Source organism: Paenibacillus sp. ALE3 (assembly GCF_054113405.1).
In genome coordinates, this window is record NZ_CM134214.1 from 1357180 (window position 1) to 1376605 (window position 19426).

The following is a 19426-nucleotide window of genomic DNA, read 5'->3' on the forward strand; positions in this document are numbered from 1 at the left end:
TATAAAGCAAGAAAGTATCACTTATAACTAGAAATTTTAGGAATGTAAGAATAACTTTTGTCTCAAGTATAGCCTTTACTCATAGGGGCGTTGTCCAGCCCCCTTTTTTGTATTTTGTACTGGCTTATTCCGCAATAGCGGGATTTATATTGGACGCTCTGTAGGCAGGAACGCCATTGATTAGCGCGGTTCTTAGTTGAATGTATCGGATACCATAATAGGTGGTTGTATTATTCAATCCAGAGGAAAGTACAGCTATTTTATAATATGAAAAAGGAATTTCATTACTAAACTGATAGGTTATTTTTGCAGTGCTTGGTACAGCCTCGACTTGTCCTAACCTATACCAGTTTTCTCCGTCACTCGAGCCATGAAACGAAAACGAAAGTATAAAAGCGCGAGAAGGTGGCTGGGCTAAGAGGATATCATTGATCGTTTTTCCCGTATCTAATTTGAAGATGATTTCCCCACCTTTACCACTTAAGCTGCTCTCCCAATAGAGATTATTATCGATCAAAACATTTTTCGGAAAAGTATTTTTGGTATCTCCATTCGTTGAAACGTTATCTTCAGCTATAACGACAGGTTCCATGGAAAACGAATAACTATCTGGATTTTGTATGAAACTCTCAATGAATGTATTCCTTAATTAAAAAAGGCATAATCATAAATGAGTGGCCAAGCATTATAATAGCAACCAGTTATTTCATGACTATACTAGCAATGGACGGGATAAGAACCTACGTAATTAAAAAATTCAAACGATATAGGAGGAAATAAGAAAAGGGTGCTATTTTCGGGTCTTTAACAAGCTCATTCTAAAGGCTAGGCTGATTTATATCGAAAAAGATTGAGAGAAACAATATAAATAACTATTTTAGGTGCGAGAAGGAGAATGTATAGAATATGAAAATATACACTTATTATTTGGCAAATGGCGTATTCCCTTTGGATTGGGAAGTTTGTTTTAGCACTGTTGAGGAATACAAGACCCAGTTATTTGAGAAGTATACCGCTTCCCAAGAGTCCAATGATTTTGTAATAGGTGGATTTCATGTGCTTACCGATAAAATAGATGCAATTCTGAATTATGCTTTAGAGGATTTTCGAAAAGAATTTCCTTATAATTATGAGTTGCGTTGTCCCGCTATGATCTTCCCGTTGCCAAGAGGCGATGAGAGTAATGGTGCTGAGTTCGCTATTATTTTAAAACGAGATGAGGATGGAGATACGATAGTCTATTCCCCACTTCCATTGTCATATTTAGAAAAAAGTTAATACTCTACTGAAAGAAAATGGGGAAATCAAGTCTCTAAGTTTCAAATTAAGTATTGGAGATTGCTCCAGAAAGATATCCGGAAAATTGTTACGGAGCAGTTTTCGGAGTACAGGCACGGATGGGCACCTGCCTACATACAATAAACAGACCGCAAGCCCGGTAAGTAACAAAGGCCGGTAAGTTCGCAACTACCTCAGGAGGTGTCATCCGTGCCCGGACTATTTAGTGCTATCGCTCTGTTCATCAAGGAATTGACGCTACTCGTTTCCTACGTGAAAAACAACGCCTTTCCGCAGCCATTGACTGAGAAAGAGGAAGCTCGACACCTAAAGCTGTTTGCCGAAGGCAACGCACATTCCCGTAACACACTTATTGAACATAACCTAAGGCTGGTGGCCCATATTGTAAAAAAATTCGATAACACCGGCGAAGATTTGGAGGATCTTATATCCATCGGCACCATTGGACTGATCAAAGCTATTGAAAGCTTTCAGACCGGAAAAGGAACAAAACTGGCAACATTTGCAGCCCGTTGTATAGAAAATGAGATTCTGATGCATTTAAGGTCCCTGAAAAAGACACGCAAAGACGTATCTCTCCACGATCCTATAGGGACTGACAAGGAAGGCAACGAGATTACTTTAATTGATATCCTTGGTTCCGAGGCGGACGATATTGTAGATAAGGTACAGCTCAAAATCGAGAAGAGCAAAATCTATCGCAATCTGGATATTTTAGATGACCGTGAAAAAGAAGTGGTGATTGGCCGATTTGGTCTGGAAGCTGGAGGAGAAGAACGAACACAGAGGGAAATTGCACGAGAACTGGGAATTTCACGCTCGTATGTGTCACGAATTGAAAAGCGCGCGCTGATGAAGTTGTACCATGAATTTTACAAGCAGAAGGGATAATGGATAAGGAGATATTTGAAGCCGCGTTGCTCTTGTAGAGAACGCGTTGTTTTCTAGTTCATTTATTCAATTCCGAGTCTTTATTCAAATGATCTCCAAAAAGGATCTTCTCCTGACCAGCAAACAGCATACACTTGTCTTTTGTCTTTATCAACATGCTCTGTACTCGTACTACCGTTTTTTTTCGCTTAAATAATAGCTATTTTGCTATGTATTTTCATTTAAAACGCAAATAAAAGCCTGTAGTGGTTTTCTGCACTACAGGCTAAAAATGCTTGATATTATTGGGTATTTTTACTTCGTCAGGACAAGCTTTTTCGCTAGTCGGCTCTCTTGGATTGAATTTATTTTCCTACATACTCATCCAAAAAGCGATCTACTCTTTTGAAATATTCAGTGGGGTAATGGTTGATGGCATCGATGTGCTCCGTATTTTGCGGGTACCATACTTCTGCTTTTGGGTTATCTTTTAAGGACTCGTAAATAATTTCTGTATTTTTATAACTGATTTGCTGATCTCCAGTACCATGAATGAGCATAACTGGCTTGTCTTGCATCTTTTTTACCGCATTCATAGGAGATATGGAATCAAGATCAACCTTAAAGACCCAATTTGCCATCCATGTCGATGTATAACTGAATGGAAATGCAGGTAGACCTGAAAAGTAGGGCAAACCCTCTCTCAGAAATAGACCAGCATTACGAAAAGGACTATCCGCAATTACGGCTTTGATGTCATCACTTTCACTTGCGGCTAGCAGAGAAGTAGCAGCACCCATTGAAAAGCCGATAACTCCAATGTTATCACCCGTATGGTCTCTGGATTTTAAGTAGCTTACAGCTCCTAGCAAATCGTATTTTTCATTGAGGCCCAGTGTAATCAAGTCACCATCGGATTTACCTTGCGAGCTGAGGTCAAATGCCAATACATTGTAGCCTTTCGGAACGAAATGCTCTACTAACTTTTGGGTCCGCCCTTTGACTAAACGATTGCTCGTATATCCATGGACGACAACAATCGTCTTATCACTTGGTTTACCAGAAAGACCACTTGCAGGAAAGAATGTACCTCTAATCGTATTATCATTTTTCAAACTCTTGAACTCGATCTCTTCGTAGGGTGTTTTATCGATATTCAATTCGTAGCTGACATTAGTGTCTCTAGGATGGTGCAACAAGGTGTCTACTACTTTATAAGATATAAAAAATACAAGAGCCATTACAAGCAGAAGCACGATTCCTAGGCTCCATAAAATTTTCTTCCGTTTTTTCACACGAACGTTAAATGTCAGATCGGGTTGTAATGATGTTTGACTCATTCAGACTCCTCCGGTTTTTCTTTAGGTTGTATGGGTGCGAACAAATAAAAGGCATGCTCCTTCAGATTTTCCCACTCAGGATGCTGAATAATACTTTCTCCAAGAGTTAAGCCCACTCCATTTAAGAAAGAGATATAGGCACGAGAGATCATTGCTGGAGAAAAGCATTTGTTGAATTCTCCCATTAACTGTCCCTTGGCATAGATGCATTCGATCGCATCTGTCATTACCTTTACACTTTCAAGGACCTTCTGTGTAAGTTCAGGGAATCTTATTCGTTGTCCTAAGACAGATTGAACAAGCCGCAATTCATTTATATAGGAGTAGATATGGTTGAATTGTTCTGCCACCATGCTCTTAATCAATACGCCTGGTGTCCCTTCTTTTTTTAGACAAGCAAGCGATTTCACCTGAATATCAGCAAGCGGCTCAAGGACTGCGGCGTAGAATAAAGCTTCTTTGCTAGGAAAATATTGGAAAATGGTTCCAGGAGTCACTCCCACACTCTGAGCAATGATAGCCATTGTGGTATTAGAATATCCACTTTCTGCGAACAGGACAACAGCTTCTTCTAGGATACGTTTACGCCGCTCCAGTCTTTTTTCTTCATTGATGGGTCTTGCCAAATGTATTCCCCTTTCTTTAAACTAAACTTTCATTAATTAAATGATTGATTATTTAATTAATAATATATCTAAAATTACGACTTATAGCAAGAGTGAATTTATTTTATTTACGAGCAGGATGAACCTCAACATATAAAAATAAGCCGGAGTGCTGCCCAATATGCGCCTCAGGCTTGTTTTTATCAGATTATTTTGGATGAGTTAAACGTTCCGCCTTCCTTAAATTCGATAACACCGGCGAAGATTTGAAGGATCTTATATCCATCGGTACCATCGGACTGATCAAGGTCATTAAAAGCTTTCAGAATGGGAAAGGCACCAAGTTAGCAATATTTGCAGCTCGTTGTATAGAAAATGAGATCCTGATGCATTTGCAATCTCTGAAAAAAACACGCAAAGACGTATCACTCCATGATCCTATAGGGACTGAAAGGAAGGCAACGAGATTTGAATACAGGATTATGATTATGTCATCAGCTGGACAAATATCCTGACGGAGCGCGGACGTAGTGGCGAGTCTAAATTTTCGCACGATGACTCTTTGAGAAAATTTGTTTATACTTTAATTACTTAATATGAAAGCAATGGATATGAGGTGAACTAATGATTCTGGTAAGTTCATGTTTGGCAGGCATGAAGGTGCGATATAACGGGACGGATAGCCTGGATGTACATATTCAGAAGTTGGTAGAGGAAAAAAAGGCAATGACGATCTGCCCTGAGCTACTTGGGGGCTTTATGACGCCGAGAGAGCCTGCTGAGATTGTTGGAGGGACAGGGGAGGATGTGCTGAGTGGCACAGCCAAGGTGATCGAGTTTTCAGGCAAGGATGTCAGTGATATGTACATTAGAGGTGCGTACGAAGCTCTGCATATAGCCAGAGAGGTTAACGCGTCACTTATTGTTTTAAAAGAAAATAGTCCGTCCTGTGGGTCGGCAGCGATCTATAATGGGGCATTCGAAAACCGTAAAATCGCAGGCAACGGGGTAACCTCGGCTTTGTTAAAAAGGGAAGGCTTTAAAGTTATTTCAGAAGAACAAATATCGGAAATTTTCTTGCATTAGAATATGTAATGGTAGATCAAGCGTCTTGATCGCTTACTGGCTTATAAACTGCGGGCGCAAGACGCTTGTTTGTGCTGTGTCCGTTTTACACCTGTGTATCAACATTATTTAAGCTTTAACGCCAAAATTCCTAAATACTCTTTGAGGGCTGTCCCGGTTGTAGATATGGCCCCAGCAGACGGTGAGAGCTTGGCAGCATACAGTGACAATTTTTCACTTGCCAGATAGTCGGTTGGATAAGCTGTCGTTTGCATACCTGCGCGCTGAAATTCCAGTGCAGCACGTGGCATATGGAATGCGGAGGTCACCAGAATAGGTTTTGTGAGCTGGTGCTGTTTTAGGATTTTGGAGGTATATACGGCATTTTGCTGTGTATTCAAGGAACGATTTTCAATGAAAATATCCTTTGCCGGAATACCGAGTCCTAATAGCTGCCTCTGCGCAATATTCGCTTCATTACCACTGTCTCCAAACACTTGTCCACCGGAAAAAAGGATAGGTAGACCTGTTGCTTCATGCAGTCTAGCCGCAGTGAGCAGTCGGTTGGCCGCAGACCCTAGCAGATTACCTTGTCCATTGATGTCGGGAGTTCCCTCTGTAGCTCCGCCCCCAAGTACGACAATAACATCCCCTTGAACAGTAAGGGGCTGTGGGTACTGCTTTTCTAGGCTACGGATTAACACATCTCCAACCAAATTGGTCGATGAAATATACAGCAGCAATGTGACAAGGAGCAGTACAATCGCAGGTTTACGCGCCCGTTTCCATAGCCAGATTACAAGCCCTGCCATCACGAGGATAAACAAACCGGGAGGAAGCACGAAGCTGTATAGAAATTTGATGAAATAAATCAAGTGCTGATAACCTCCTATCCTTATAAGTTTTATCTATTGGATACATTGTAACATAGGCAATTGACTGGATTCCTCTGTTGATAAAGTTGTCTTGTAGGCGTAATATATAAAATCTAGTGATTTTTTTCATAGAGGAGCGAGAGCATCATGGGAGAGTTAACGACAGCCAAGCGGATAATGATGATCGCGCTACTGGTTGTATTGTGGGGCATTTCTTGGCCCATCTATAAAGTTGCACTGGAATACACGCCGCCCCTTTTGTTTGCAGGGCTACGCACACTGTTGGGTGGTCTGCTATTGGGAGCGATTTTAGCACCGAGATGGAATCGTATTCGCTGGAAAGAAAATTGGCGAGTGTATGCTATTTCAGGTATTTTTAACGTAGTCCTGTTTTATGGTTTGCAAACAGTAGGGCTTATGTATGTTCCATCTGGCTTGTTCTCTGTGCTGGTATATCTTCAGCCGGTGCTGGTCGGCATTTTTGCATGGATGTGGCTGGGAGAATCAATGTCCAAACTCAAGGTGATTGGATTGATCATTGGCTTTCTAGGTGTGGCAGCTGTCAGTGTCGGAGGGTTTTCAGGACATGTGGCTATCGCAGGTGTAATCATCGCCATTATTACAGCAGTGAGCTGGGCGTTGGGAACCGTATATGTGAAAAAGGTCAACCAGCGTGTGGATTCGTTGTGGCTGGTCGCATTTCAATGTACGCTTGGAGGCATCGTGTTAACAGGAGCTGGATCGGTTACGGAAAGCTGGTCGGACATCGTGTGGAATGTTCCGTATGTGTCAGGGCTGGTATTCGGAACTGTGCTGGGAATTTCACTATCCTGGCTGCTGTATTTCACGTTGGTCAATTCGGGGGATGCCAGTAAGGTCGCTTCCTATACGTTTTTGGTGCCTGTGATTTCAGTATTTGTCAGTTCTATGCTGCTTCACGAATCGATTACGGCTTTTCTGCTAATCGGTCTGGTATTAATCGGCTTTAGCATTTATCTGGTTAATCGCAGAGTGAGGGTAGTGCGGCAAGCTTGAAATTAATATCTTAAAAAAGCAACAAGTAAGGACTCTGCTCAGGTAGCAGGGTCTTTTTTTATAGGTGACAGAATGCAGTGAATGACGGTACAAGGTTCCCTCTCTAGGTAGTTGGTTAAGCTATGGATGACGGCACACTGTCAAAGAAGAAGGGAGATGCGGACGATGGCACGGAAATTGTTGATTACAGGAGCGGCGGGCACAATTGGAAAAGTACTCTATGAAGGGCTAAAAGCGGAAGGGCAATATGAAATAACCGCCGCTGATGTGAAGAGGGATGAAGAAGCAGGGATTATCGAACTGGATATACATGATGCTGCAAGATTGGCTGAGCTTACACACGGAGTGGATACGGTACTACATTTTGCATGGATTAAGGATGAAGGGGACTTCCTCGGCAAAGTGCTGTCTGGCAATGTAAGCGGAGCTTATAAGCTGTATGAAGCTGCGGTTAAAAATGGGGTAAAACGCATTATTTTTGCCAGTTCCAATCATGCTACAGGGTTTTATAAGGTTGGCGAAACCATAGATGTAGAAGATCCCTACCGACCAGATAGTTTTTATGGATTGAGTAAGTGCTACATTGAACTGCTAGGACGGCTATATGCCGATCAGGGCAAAATATCTTCAATTAATATCCGCATCGGTAATTTTCCTGGGGATGATCGACCGCATTCGGAGCGCGCTGCTCATATTTGGATCTCTGAGCGCGATATGATCCATCTGACCGTCTGCTGTATCGAGGCCCCTTCAGAGATGAATTATCTTAACTTGTATGGGACATCAGCCAATACGGATAATTATTATGATATTGGCTACTTGGAAAAACGAATCGGATATAAGCCGCAGGATAATGCTGCTGAGTTGCTGGAGCATGCCAAGAAAATTGGATTTCATGTGAAACAAGATGAAACCACTTTTCAGGGTGGACAAAAGGAATAGAGCAGATTGTCCAAATGTGCTTTATATTAGCTTAAGGCGTCGATCAGGCGCCTCATATTACACAAAACTTCACAAATATCCGAATTGTTCACTCCTCTAGACACTCCTTTGTTCATGAAGCATGAGAGGCTTCACTTTTCACTTTGAATGCGCTTACATAATATATAGTTATACGGCGGCGATGCTACAAACCTTGCAGTCGGTAATGTATATAGAGGGGGAGTGACTCACATTGAATCAGCCTATGCCCAAAAATTCTGCAATGCTTACGACGGATTCCCGCTTGAACGGTAGGCTGGGAACAGGTAGGAAACACGGTTTCTTCTATGAACTGATCCGCAATCGAGTATTATTTCTGATGTTGTTGCCCACTTTAATCTTTTTCTTCATAAATTCGTACATTCCTATGGTCGGCATCTATTATGCATTTACCCAGTTCGACTTCAATACCAGCCTTTTTGAGGCCCAGTTCGTCGGACTCCAGAATTTTCGCTTTCTATGGCAATCCGGCACGCTGACAAAATTGACATTGAATACGGTTGGATACAACGCGGCTTTTATCTTACTCGGCAACGTGTTAGCGATTGTCCTTGCCATTTTACTGAATGAGTTGCGAGGTCGCTACTTTAAAAAGATCACTCAATCTGTGATGTTTCTGCCATATTTTGTTTCCTTCGTTATTCTAAGTGTCATCGTGTATAACATATTTAATTATGATAATGGTTTTCTGAACACGCTGCTGCTGCAATTCGGCGGTGAACGCGTGGATGTGTATAACAAACCATGGGTGTGGATTTTCTTGATTATCCTGTTCTATTTGTGGAAAAATCTCGGCTACAGTATGGTAATCTACCTGGCAGCGATTACAGGGATCAGTGACGAATATTATGAGGCAGCTAAAATAGACGGAGCTAACATTTTTCAACGAATCTGGTACATTACCGTTCCTATGCTCAAGTCAACATTCGTTGTGCTGTTGTTATTTGCGCTGGGTAGTATTATGAAAGGACAATTTGATCTATTCTATCAGTTAATTGGTAATAACGGAGTGCTGTACAATACGACAGATATTTTGGACACTTATGTGTATCGTTCCTTGAAAGTGACTTTTGATGTGGGTATGGCTTCGGCGGCAGGCGTGTACCAATCCTTGTTCGGATTTGTACTGATTATGACCGTGAACTATATCATCCGCAAGTTGAACGACGAATATGCCTTATTCTAGAAAGGAGGACCGAAGCGGATGGCGATCAAAGAGGATGTATACACTCGGATTTTTAAAATCATTTCTTATGTGGTTATCATTGTGGCATCCATTGCTTGTTTACTCCCGTTCCTACTTATTATCTCGGCTTCACTAACCAGTAATGAATCGATTATCAGGGATGGCTATCACTTTATTCCACAGCAATTCTCGCTGGAAGGATACCGGACGGTGTTCACCTTTCCTGAAGAGGTGTTGCGGGCATATGGGGTGACGATTTTTACCACGGTTGTAGGTACGACGCTGGGCCTGTTCCTGATGACAATGGCGGGATATGTGCTGGCACGCAAAGATTTTAAATACCGCAATGCGTTTTCATTCTATATTTACTTTACGACGTTGTTTGGAGGCGGCTTGGTACCTTGGTACATCATGCTTACGAAGTATTTAGGATTGCTCGATACGTATACAGTGCTTATTTTTCCGGGATTGATGACTCCATTTCTGATTATTTTGATGAAAAATTTCATTCGTTCCTCCATGCCGGAAGAGCTGTTCGAGTCTGCTAAAATTGATGGTGCGGGTGATTTTAAAATTTATTATCGAATTGTACTGCCTTTATCTACACCAGGTATTGCCACTGTGGGGCTGTTTCTGGCCTTGGCTTACTGGAATGACTGGTTCTCGTCCTCACTCTTTATTAATGACCCGCATAAATACCAGTTGCAATACTATCTGTACAATGTAATTAACTCCATGCAATTTATTGCTCAAATGGGTGCAGGTACCGGCGTGTCCCTTTCCAACGATATGCCGACAGAGTCGACTAAAATGGCAATGGCAATCGTGGTTACGGGCCCCATTTTACTACTGTACCCGTTCATTCAGCGTTACTTTGTCAAGGGATTAACCATTGGTGCGGTAAAAGGATAAAACGGAACTATAGAGCTGGGATGGCATGACGTGCTGACGGCGTGCCATCTAAGCAGCATCTTTTGTAAGCGTTTTATTTAAACAGAATACCATTTCAAAGGGAGGATTCACATGACATTCACAAAGAAAAGAAAACAACGCATGTCCATCCTGATTGCAGTAATGGTTATCATGGCGCTCTTAGCCGGGTGTGGGGGCGGTAGTGGAAACAGCGCACAAACAGCAAATGGAGAGGATGATAAAGCCCAGAAAGTACAGCTGCAATTTTATATGCTGGGTGATGCTCCTAAGGACCTGCCTACCATTGAGGCAGAGATCAATAAGTTGGCGGAGAAAGATCTGAATGCCACCGTCAAATTTAACTATACGACGTGGACAGACTGGGATCAGAAATATAAGCTGTTATTGTCTTCGGGTCAGCCTATCGACCTGATCTTCACTGCAGATTGGACGCAGTATCAGGCCTATGCCAAGAAGGGCGCATTCCTGCCATTAGACGATCTGCTGCCTAAGGCCGCACCTGCCTTGCAAAAATTTGTGCCTCAGGACATGTGGGATGGGGTTAAAATCGGAGGCAAAATTTATACCGTACCTGGTACGTATAAAGAATATGTCACAAACGGTTTTGTATGGCGCGAGGATTTACGCGAAAAGTACAATTTGCCTAAACCTACAGACATCAAAAGTTATGAGGCTTACATGGATGGCATACGTCAGCATGAGTCTAGTATGAAGCCCGTATCTTTGAACAGCGATATCAAGGGAAATTTGCATGATCGATATACCGAATTAGTAACAAAGAGTGTGGGTGCTTTGCCTTATGGCATTGGTATCAAATATGAAAAACCAACAGAGGTATATAAATATTGGGGCTCAGATGAACAAAAAGAAGAGCTGAATACTTACAAACGCTGGGCCGATAAAGGATTCATTCCTAAAAACGTATTAAACGTAAAAGATACGCTTCAGGATCAAGTCACTTCTGGTAAAGCAGCGAGTATTTTTGGCGACAATCCAACCCGCTTTAATGATATGGTCATTAAGCTCAAAGCATCCCACCCGGACTGGAAGCTAGAGTACTATCCATTCCCGCTGACCACGGGCTATGCAACTCCGGTGCATCCGATTCATAATGGCTTTGCAATTCCAAAAAGCAGTCCGAACCCAGCTCGCGCATTGGCCTTTTATGAAAAGCTTGTAACGGACAAACGCTATAACCTGCTTACGCAATATGGCATCGAAGGCAAAAACTACGAAGTCAAAGATGGTTACTATCATATGATAGGTAGCGGTAGTACGAATGGATTTTCCCGAGAAGGCATGAACAGCTGGGCTTGGCGTAACCCGGAATACATGCTGTTTGATTCAGGTTTTGACCGTGTGAAGAAGATTTTTGCCGAGCTGGATAAAATCCAGAAGCCTGATCTGTTTACTGGCTTTGCAGAGGACTATACGACCTACCAAGCAGAAAAAGCGGCATTGGAACAGGTCGAGAAGCAGTATCTGTATCCACTTCAAGCTGGGCTGATCGACAACGTTGATCAAGGCCTTGAGACCTTCTTGCACAAGGCGAACCAAGCTGGTTTGGAGAAAATTCAAACTGAATATACCAAGCAATGGGAAGCCTATGTGAAGGAGAAGGGGATCAAGTAAAACGTAAAGGGCTGTGATCTAAAGTAGAAAAGCAAGTCTCCAGAAAGATGGAGGCTTGCTTTTTTGATGTCGCCTATTGCGCATTCGCTTTAGAACGGCGAAAATCTGTGGGTGTCACGCCCAAGCTGCGTTTGAACATACGGTGGAAATAAGAACTGCTTGCAAATCCGGTTTGTTCTGCCACTTCAGCCACCGACCAGTCGGTCTGTTCCAGCAGCTCGCAGGCTTTGCGAATACGGAGTTGCTGGATGACGTCTACGATGGTGGACATGGTTTGTTGCTTATAAAGCCTACTTACATAAATTGGAGACAAATCCAACTCTTCCGCAATCTGATTGAGACAGAAATTAGGATCTGTATAGGCCTGTTCCATTCGCTCATTGATCTGTTGCACCAAGCGTTCTTGCTTCGTATTTCGTTTTTCCGCTAGACTGGAGCGAATCTGATCAAAGACCAATTGGTAATGATCAATAAGATCCTCGGCGGTCTCTAATCGATCTGCGGATGGTAATTCAGGTTTAGATTCGATAGCAAATCCATTGAGTTCACTTATATGCCGAACGGCATTATTCACACTCATGATGAGCCGGGATATTGCCACCCGAACAGAGGAAAACGGATATTTCTCCATATGCATCAACAGATCTTTGAACATCCGGTGCGTATCCTCCGTATGACCAGATAGCAGCGTATCCAGCAATTTTTTTTCTTTATCCGATGGATACACATAAGTATTTTGGACATCTTCATCTGTAGTGTTTCGTGCATTAATAATACAGCCATGACCCTGAAAAAAACGGTGCATAGATGCGTTCTCTACCTGACGGTACAGCAGATGTAGCCGTTCTGGTTGATTGGTAATCGCGCTGTAGGTTAGTGATACACTCAGCTTCAAATATTCAAAACAAGCTTCACGTATTTGGCGTAATAGGGTCTCCAGTAGTACCGTGTCTGTATGTTCGGCGGGGTCTAGAATATTGAGCATCAGCAGGACGCTATCCTCATCCATATCAACGGTTTCCACCCGGTATGCCTGCCCGCATATTTCGGAAGCGATATTCATGATGGCAAACTTGTAGGGTAGCAGATCAGGTCCACGCTCGCTTTGCCATCGGGCATATTCATCTATGCGCAGGAGTACAAGGCGATAGTCTTTGTCGAACTGGAACGTAATCCCAAGCTCGCGCAGTCGTTCCGGTTCTTCACCAGCAGGAAGATTTCGGATTCCCCGAATCACATTCCGTAAAATGTTTTGCCGGATCGTATACATACTGTTGCGTTTTTCCGATTCCAGTGAATTCATATGCACAACAATTTGGCCAATAGGCGTATACAACATTTTGGACAGCAGCCAGGAAGCCACAAATCCTGCCATTCCGATGATGGCTGCGATCAGTACCATGGCATTACGAATAACACTTGCCATTTTAATAACGCTTTCATATGGTGTGACACTAATATACTGCCAACCTAGTCCATCCGGGGAAGTATAGGAAATCAGTGATCTTTTACCATGAAATTCTTCTACAAAATAGCCTGTTTCCTGTTTTTTGACTCTGGTATGCAGCCATAGCTGTTCTTTTTCGTTCAAAGCTTCGTCTGTCAACGTCGTCCCAGATAACAGTCTGCCTTGATCGTCTAAAATATAAGCGGTCCCGCCTGAGACGGGGCTCGCCGCCATTTCCTTGTTCATCCAGGCCGCCGATACATTCACAATCACTGCCGAATTTATCGCTTCGTTCGAGTTGATTGCGTCATAACATAAATACGTATAGGCTGCGATGTCTGGGCTTGCTTGCTCTAGGCCAGCTCCGGAGTCTGAGGCAGACAGCAACGGATACGTACGTGGGATAGGCGTAAAGGGTTTGTAGTCCTGATAATGATCGAGCACGCGAATGATATCTGTATCAGCCAGTTCATGTTTGCTGAATAACCCGTTTTGGCCTTGTGATGACGCAATGTAGAAAGTGTCACTTTTAGGGTTATACACATAAATGGATTCAATATACGGCATGGAGTTAAGATAATTATTTAATTCGGTCATGGCAGCGGTTACATCATATACATTGGGTTTGGGATAATACAACAGCTTGGATAGGGTACTGCTGCGATACATTTGGAATGCCAACGATTGAGCAATAGATGTCATGTTGATGACCTCTTTGCTTCTCAACGTCAAGCTATTGTGATTGGCTTCGAACGCCTGCTCCTTTTCCACGCGAATATAGTAGAAATAATATACAGTGGTGGATACCAGCAACGTTAGTGTTATACATAACGTAATGCTGACCAGCAATTTGCTGTGTAGCTTGTGATGCTTTTTGAAATTGCTCATATGAACAGGCCTCCTGTCTGTGTGAACGTAGCTGTAAAGTACACCCTATTTATGTATTCATTATACGTATGATTTTATGAACAGGACAGTGAACAAACCGATTCTTTGTGAAAAATAATGATTTTTTCGTAAAAAGACCGGGAACACGGATACGCAAACTAGATTGCGTCGGTTCCCGGCCTGTTTTATTGGTTCAAATGAAACGAAGTAAAGATGAGGCGGCATTTCAATTAGTCAGGAAATTGAACATTACCTTTAACGATATAGGCTTGGCCTGTGCCATTTTCCGCTAGAGCTGGGATGGTATCATTCAGTACGACACCGCGAATGTCCGTAATCCGTATTTTCAGAGGCTGCTTTCCTAAGTTAGTACCCAGAAAGTGGTTGTAATCCTGTTTTTCAAGATTAAGCCATTGCCCGTTTTGTTGGACCTCCATTTTTAAGACCGGATATTTATGATTGCGTACTTGAATGGCTGCCCACCATTGGCTACTGCCTTCTTTAATGCGGTAAGAGACATTGCCGCTAACCGGAGCTTTGACAACTTTCCATGAAATATTGATTTTTCCATCTTTTTGATTGCCGATCAGGTTGAAGGCATTCGGAGATAGATCAAGTGCGCCACTCGGACCCTCAGGATATAAATCTGTTACATAGACGGTCGTTTTTCCTTTGGGGCCTTGTACTTCCAGATAAGCTCCAGCTAATGCGGCTTTGATTCCGTTATAATTCAGTTGTGTGGGGTTAAGCGCTGTAATTTTGGCATCAGAAGGGATAGGGTCAAGCAGTAATGCTCCTCCAGAGTAACCTGATCCTGTATATGTGGCGTACCCGGTGTATGTATCATTCCAGGCAGCTGAAGCGGGCAGGGCGAACAATACGACACTTAGCAACGATGTCAGACCGATAGTTTTGAACTTTTGAAACAGAGATTTTTCTCGCATAATCATTTCCTCCTTGTTCATTTAATAGATTTATATAGTAAATATAAACACTATATTACCTAATATTCCAAATTGTACAATAGGACTTTGAGGCAAAAAGAAAATGTTGGGAATATTTGTCGACCTACCTATGGGCCATATGGTGTGTTTTTTAAGAAATGGCTGTACAGATAAAAAATAAGGGGAGGGTTAAGTAATGAGGGCGAAACTAGGACTTTTGGATGAAGTCTTTTAAATAGAATAAGCGAACTATTGTTCTCGTTTTGATTGTCGTATACAATCGAATCATGCTGATTCAAATAGAGTGATGTCGACTCTGTGTATGCTGCAACGAAAGGATGTTATGCATCATGATGGGAAGAGCCCATTTAATTATTGGAACCGGGGTCTCCCTGTCGGTATTAGCCTTAAGTGGATACGAAGTGACTCCGGCTGCCGTGGCAGCCGCTGTGGTTGGTTCATTGCTACCTGATATTGACGAGCCTAACTCCATGCTTGTTAGCCGTGCGTTACCGAACAAAATGCTTAGACTCGTACAGCTTCTAATGATTGGGGCTGCGGGTTGGGTGTTTTTCACCCGTTTGGCTCCGCCGCCCTGGAATCTTGTTTTGGCTTTGCTGATGATCAGCGCTTCTTTTATGCCTTCACGGTCTATGCGTAAAGTTATCATTTTTCTAATTGGTATCGGCCTAGCCTGGTATGGGGAATCATATGCACCGTGGAATTATATCGCCGGGTGTCTGCTGATCATATGTACGCTTGTTCCGCACCGAGGATTGACGCACACGGTGTATGGCACAGTAGCATGGACCGCGCTGCTTTATGGTACGACACGTTTGCATGGCGATAGTATATGGCTGGCTGGAGGGATAGCGTACTTACTGCATTTATTGGCAGATTCCTTGACGAATAACGGGATTAAGCCTTTGCCACCATTCAAATGGAAGCTACGATTTAGATTAATGAGTACCGGAACCCGGAAGGGAACAAAGGTAGAAAATATCTGTATTACTTTAACAGCTGTACTTGTAGTGATTGCTTTACTTCGGTACAAACATTTAATTTGAGATCTTCTATTTTTTCTTCTATTAAAAAAACAGTCAAGTACACGTTGTATGTGTCTTGACTGTTTTTTTATAGCTTCCTATTCTCTGTTACTTCTTAAGCTCGTTCAATAATGGTATTCAGCGTTGTGCGATCCAGATTTTGAACCAGCTTAATGATCAGTTCCTTGGCCGCATCATAATCATCAGTATGAATAATGGACGAGGAAGTATGGATGTACCGTCCACATATGCCGATGACGGTGGATGGCACACCAATTCCGCTCAAGTGCACTTGACCAGCATCCGTTCCCCCAGTGGAGATAAAATATTGGTACTTGATTTTGTGGGTATCCGCCATATCTTGCACATACTCCACAATCCCGCGGTGTGTAATCATACCTGGATCAAATACCCGCAACAGTGCTCCTTTACCAAGCTGTCCGTATGCATTCGGATCTCCACCCATATCGTTGGCAGCACTGCAATCCAGTGCGAAGAAAATATCCGGCTGAATCAGATTGGCAGCTGTGCGCGCACCGCGCAGTCCCACTTCCTCCTGCACAGTAGCTCCTGCATACAATGTATTGGGAAGCTGGTCCTTTTCCTTATGTAATGCCTCCAACAGCTCAAGCGCCAGGCCTACACCATATCGATTGTCCCATGCTTTAGCCATGATTTTTTTGGGATTCGCAAGTGGAGTGAAGTCACAGATCGGGGCAATAGCCGTTCCGGGTACAATCCCCAGATCTTGCGCCTCCTGTCTGCTGTCTACGCCGATATCCAGGTACATATGCTTGATGTCCATCGGCTTGCTGCGTTGCGCTTCATCAAGCAAATGTGGTGAGACAGATCCAACTACACCAATGATTGGGCCATTTGGGGTCAATACTTGAAGACGTTGTGACATGATGGCTTGGCTCCACCAGCCTCCAACCGGCTGAAAACGAATCATTCCATTTTCCGTGATGCCATTCACAATAAAACCAACTTCATCCAGATGTCCTGCGACCATTACACGTGGTCCACTTTCTTGCCCGCGTAGCACACCAAAAAGACTGCCCAAACGGTCCTGCACGATTTCATCCGTATAACCGGATATTCGTTCTTTAACCCATGCCCGCAGCTCTCGCTCATGTCCAGGAATAGAAGGGAACTCTGTTAAGTTTTTAAACAATTCCAATGTTTTTGCTTCCATGATGTATACCTCACTCCTTATTAATTAACCAGTGGTCGTCATATATTCAGTATGAATGGATTTGTACGGAATGTCCACGATATCATTTTCCTGACATAACATTTCCCCTAAAAGCTCATAATGTTAAGGAGCCAAGCAATCTGAACCGCCAAGCGCGGAACTTACGAATAAGGGGTGGTGAATGATGCCAGCTAAGTCAGGACAGCGCGGTTTTCGTACCAATTCGTCGCCGTTGTCCATAAATGAGAAAGACTATCAAAGTGTTTCCCAAAAGCATGAACCTTCCAGAAAAGTATTTGCCAATTGTGTGCGTGCTTTCCTGGTTGGAGGCGTCATCTGTGTGATTGGGCAGGCGATCCAGGAAGCCTTTATGGCAGGTATGCATATTCCCGCCAAAGAGGCTGCGGCACCGACTGCATCCATGATGATCTTGTTGTCTGTTATATTAACTTGCATCGGGGTCTACGATAAGATTGCCCAATGGGCAGGAGCGGGAACCGCTGTACCGATTACAGGTTTTGCGAACTCGATGTGTTCAGCTGCATTGGAGTATCGTTCCGAGGGATTGGTACTTGGAGTTGGCGCAAATATGTTCAAGCTGGCAGGCTCAGTTGTCGTATTCGGTGTTGTGGCCGCATTTATCGTAGGCGTTATATACGCGATCCTCGGTGTGGGGGGCAACCACTTATGAGAAGACAGGGAGGACAAACCTGGAAGTTTGAGTCGAGACCGCGCATCATTGGTAGTGCAACTGTTGTAGGCCCGGATGAAGGAGAGGGGCCGTTGTCCACAGATTTCGATTATATTTATGACAATATCGAAATAAACGAGAAAACATGGGAAAAGGCGGAACGAAGATTAATTGAGCATTCTACAGAGCTTGCGTTAATTAATTCCAATTTAAACAAAGAGGAAGTACAATTTTTCATCAGTGGTGATCTGATGAATCAGATTGTCAGCAGCTCATTTTCGGCTAGCAAGCTGGCTATTCCCTATTTAGGCGTTTTTGGAGCCTGCTCAACGTCGATGGAAAGCTTGGCTTTAGCTGCACTTATTGTGGATTCAGAGGCGGGCGACTACGTGATGGCGGGTACAACCAGCCATAACTGTACCGTGGAAAAGCAATTCCGCTATCCTAATGAATACGGAGCACAGAAGCCCCCCACAGCCCAGTATACGGTTACCGGTTCCGGTGCGGCTATTGTGGGACATGCGAAGTCAGGGACGGTGGTGGATTGTGCTACCATTGGGCGTGTAATGGATATGGGCATTAAAGATCCCTTTAATATGGGCGGAGCCATGGCTCCAGCGGCGGCGGACACGCTTTTGTCTCATTTTCGAGATACAGGCAGGGACCCAGGCTACTATGATCTTATTGTAACAGGGGATTTAGCCTCTGTAGGGCTGCCGATTGCCAAAGAGCTGCTCAAAAAAGATGGATTCGATATGAATCAAACGGAATTTAATGATTGCGGTTTACTGATTTACGACATCAATAAGCAAAAGAAGGTCATTGCAGGTGGAAGTGGTTGTGGATGCTCGGCTGTTGTAACCTATGGGCATCTGTTAAAGCGGATCGAAAAGGGAGAACTACAAAAGGTGCTGGTCGTGGCGACCGGGGCGTTATTATCTCCTTTGACTACACAGCAGGGTGAAAGCATTCCTTGTGTTGCACATGCTGTAGCTTTTGAAGCGGGAGGAAAAGTATGATATTTCTATGGGCTTTTTTAGTAGGCGGTGCCATTTGTGTCGTGGGTCAGTTGATGATGGATGTTATCAAAATGACTCCGGCACACACAATGAGTACGTTGGTGGTAGCAGGTGCAATTGCGGATGCTGTCGGAATATATGATCCGCTTATCAAATTTGCCGGAGCGGGTGCGACGATTCCAATTACCAGCTTTGGTAACTCACTCGTACACGGTGCATTAACCGAATTGGAAAAGGACGGATGGCTTGGTGTCATTACAGGGATCTTTAGTCTGACCAGTGCAGGGATTTCCTCAGCGATTATTTTCTCTTTTCTGGCATGCTTGTTTGTTCGTCCAAAAGGAAGCATATAAAAGCAGGGTGCTTTAAATAGGA

General features: G+C 43.4%; 19 protein-coding genes and 1 pseudogene. 13 read left to right on the forward strand and 7 right to left on the reverse strand.

Annotated features, from left to right (window positions below; all coding sequences use genetic code 11):
- Positions 1-124 precede the first annotated feature (124 nt).
- Entirely contained in the window at positions 125-592 is a 468-nt protein-coding gene (locus ACXHJ2_RS06195; protein WP_225164785.1) for a discoidin domain-containing protein, read from the reverse strand.
- Positions 593-906: 314 nt separating this feature from the next.
- Between ACXHJ2_RS06195 and ACXHJ2_RS06200 the strand changes: the two genes are divergently transcribed.
- Positions 907-1278, forward strand: a complete 372-nt coding sequence (locus ACXHJ2_RS06200; RefSeq protein ID WP_025675174.1) for a hypothetical protein — start codon at positions 907-909, stop codon at positions 1276-1278.
- 210 nt (positions 1279-1488) lie between these two features.
- Positions 1489-2190: an RNA polymerase sporulation sigma factor SigK gene (gene sigK / locus ACXHJ2_RS06205; RefSeq protein WP_025365394.1), complete on the forward strand. Its 702-nt coding sequence runs from the start codon at positions 1489-1491 to the stop codon at positions 2188-2190.
- Positions 2191-2534: 344 nt separating this feature from the next.
- Here the strand turns inward: sigK and ACXHJ2_RS06210 are convergent, their stop codons facing one another.
- Together ACXHJ2_RS06210 and ACXHJ2_RS06215 are read right to left on the reverse strand one after the other, a co-directional pair.
- On the reverse strand, positions 2535-3509 hold the full coding sequence (locus tag ACXHJ2_RS06210; RefSeq protein WP_031461833.1) for an alpha/beta hydrolase: 975 nt from the start codon (positions 3507-3509) through the stop codon (positions 2535-2537).
- Complete coding sequence (locus tag ACXHJ2_RS06215; RefSeq protein ID WP_090738707.1) at positions 3506-4135, reverse strand: TetR/AcrR family transcriptional regulator; 630 nt, start codon at positions 4133-4135, stop codon at positions 3506-3508. The genes ACXHJ2_RS06210 and ACXHJ2_RS06215 overlap by 4 nt, the downstream gene beginning before the upstream one ends.
- Before the next feature lie 221 nt (positions 4136-4356).
- Here ACXHJ2_RS06215 and ACXHJ2_RS06220 point away from each other — a divergent pair.
- Both ACXHJ2_RS06220 and ACXHJ2_RS06225 read left to right on the forward strand, forming a co-directional pair.
- Positions 4357-4583: pseudogene (locus tag ACXHJ2_RS06220) on the forward strand (sigma factor); the annotation flags it as partial.
- Positions 4584-4738: 155 nt separating this feature from the next.
- Positions 4739-5200, forward strand: coding sequence for a 2-thiouracil desulfurase family protein (locus ACXHJ2_RS06225; RefSeq protein ID WP_165079547.1), 462 nt, complete (start codon positions 4739-4741; stop codon positions 5198-5200).
- 104 nt (positions 5201-5304) lie between these two features.
- Here the strand turns inward: ACXHJ2_RS06225 and ACXHJ2_RS06230 are convergent, their stop codons facing one another.
- Positions 5305-6054 (reverse strand): YdcF family protein, encoded by a 750-nt coding sequence (locus ACXHJ2_RS06230; RefSeq protein WP_165079548.1) that lies wholly within the window; start codon positions 6052-6054, stop codon positions 5305-5307.
- 147 nt (positions 6055-6201) lie between these two features.
- Between ACXHJ2_RS06230 and ACXHJ2_RS06235 the strand changes: the two genes are divergently transcribed.
- From ACXHJ2_RS06235 to ACXHJ2_RS06255, 5 genes are all read left to right on the forward strand, one after another.
- Positions 6202-7089 carry a DMT family transporter gene (locus tag ACXHJ2_RS06235; protein WP_013372220.1) on the forward strand — a complete coding sequence of 296 codons (888 nt, stop codon included), beginning with the start codon at positions 6202-6204 and terminating at the stop codon, positions 7087-7089.
- 165 nt (positions 7090-7254) lie between these two features.
- Positions 7255-8031 (forward strand): NAD-dependent epimerase/dehydratase family protein, encoded by a 777-nt coding sequence (locus tag ACXHJ2_RS06240; RefSeq protein ID WP_165079549.1) that lies wholly within the window; start codon positions 7255-7257, stop codon positions 8029-8031.
- A gap of 232 nt (positions 8032-8263) precedes the next feature.
- Positions 8264-9256, forward strand: coding sequence for an ABC transporter permease (locus tag ACXHJ2_RS06245; RefSeq protein WP_013372218.1), 993 nt, complete (start codon positions 8264-8266; stop codon positions 9254-9256).
- A gap of 18 nt (positions 9257-9274) precedes the next feature.
- Entirely contained in the window at positions 9275-10168 is an 894-nt protein-coding gene (locus ACXHJ2_RS06250) for a carbohydrate ABC transporter permease (protein WP_058829923.1), read from the forward strand.
- Between the two features lie 111 nt (positions 10169-10279).
- Positions 10280-11821: an extracellular solute-binding protein gene (locus tag ACXHJ2_RS06255; protein ID WP_165079550.1), complete on the forward strand. Its 1542-nt coding sequence runs from the start codon at positions 10280-10282 to the stop codon at positions 11819-11821.
- A gap of 73 nt (positions 11822-11894) precedes the next feature.
- On the opposite strand, the gene ACXHJ2_RS06260 is transcribed toward ACXHJ2_RS06255, so the two are convergent.
- Both ACXHJ2_RS06260 and ACXHJ2_RS06265 read right to left on the reverse strand, forming a co-directional pair.
- Positions 11895-14156 (reverse strand): helix-turn-helix domain-containing protein, encoded by a 2262-nt coding sequence (locus tag ACXHJ2_RS06260; protein WP_165079551.1) that lies wholly within the window; start codon positions 14154-14156, stop codon positions 11895-11897.
- Positions 14157-14386: 230 nt separating this feature from the next.
- Entirely contained in the window at positions 14387-15100 is a 714-nt protein-coding gene (locus tag ACXHJ2_RS06265) for an expansin EXLX1 family cellulose-binding protein (protein ID WP_165079552.1), read from the reverse strand.
- A 350-nt stretch (positions 15101-15450) separates the two neighbouring features.
- On the opposite strand from ACXHJ2_RS06265, the gene ACXHJ2_RS06270 reads away from it, so the two are divergent.
- Positions 15451-16167, forward strand: a complete 717-nt coding sequence (locus ACXHJ2_RS06270; RefSeq protein WP_058710248.1) for a metal-dependent hydrolase — start codon at positions 15451-15453, stop codon at positions 16165-16167.
- A gap of 94 nt (positions 16168-16261) precedes the next feature.
- Here ACXHJ2_RS06270 and ACXHJ2_RS06275 read toward each other — a convergent pair whose 3' ends face one another.
- Positions 16262-17341, reverse strand: coding sequence for a M42 family metallopeptidase (locus ACXHJ2_RS06275; protein ID WP_165079553.1), 1080 nt, complete (start codon positions 17339-17341; stop codon positions 16262-16264).
- Positions 17342-17525: 184 nt separating this feature from the next.
- On the opposite strand from ACXHJ2_RS06275, the gene spoVAC reads away from it, so the two are divergent.
- The 3 genes from spoVAC to spoVAE are packed head-to-tail and all read left to right on the forward strand — an operon-like array spanning position 17526 to position 19404.
- Positions 17526-18032 (forward strand): stage V sporulation protein AC, encoded by a 507-nt coding sequence (spoVAC, locus tag ACXHJ2_RS06280; protein WP_016821646.1) that lies wholly within the window; start codon positions 17526-17528, stop codon positions 18030-18032.
- Positions 18029-19051 carry a stage V sporulation protein AD gene (spoVAD, locus tag ACXHJ2_RS06285; protein ID WP_013372210.1) on the forward strand — a complete coding sequence of 341 codons (1023 nt, stop codon included), beginning with the start codon at positions 18029-18031 and terminating at the stop codon, positions 19049-19051. Before spoVAC ends, spoVAD begins: the two co-directional genes overlap by 4 nt.
- The gene (gene spoVAE / locus ACXHJ2_RS06290) at positions 19048-19404 is read left to right on the forward strand and encodes a stage V sporulation protein AE (protein ID WP_013372209.1); all 357 of its coding nucleotides are present in this window, start codon (positions 19048-19050) and stop codon (positions 19402-19404) included. Before spoVAD ends, spoVAE begins: the two co-directional genes overlap by 4 nt.
- Positions 19405-19426 lie beyond the last annotated feature (22 nt).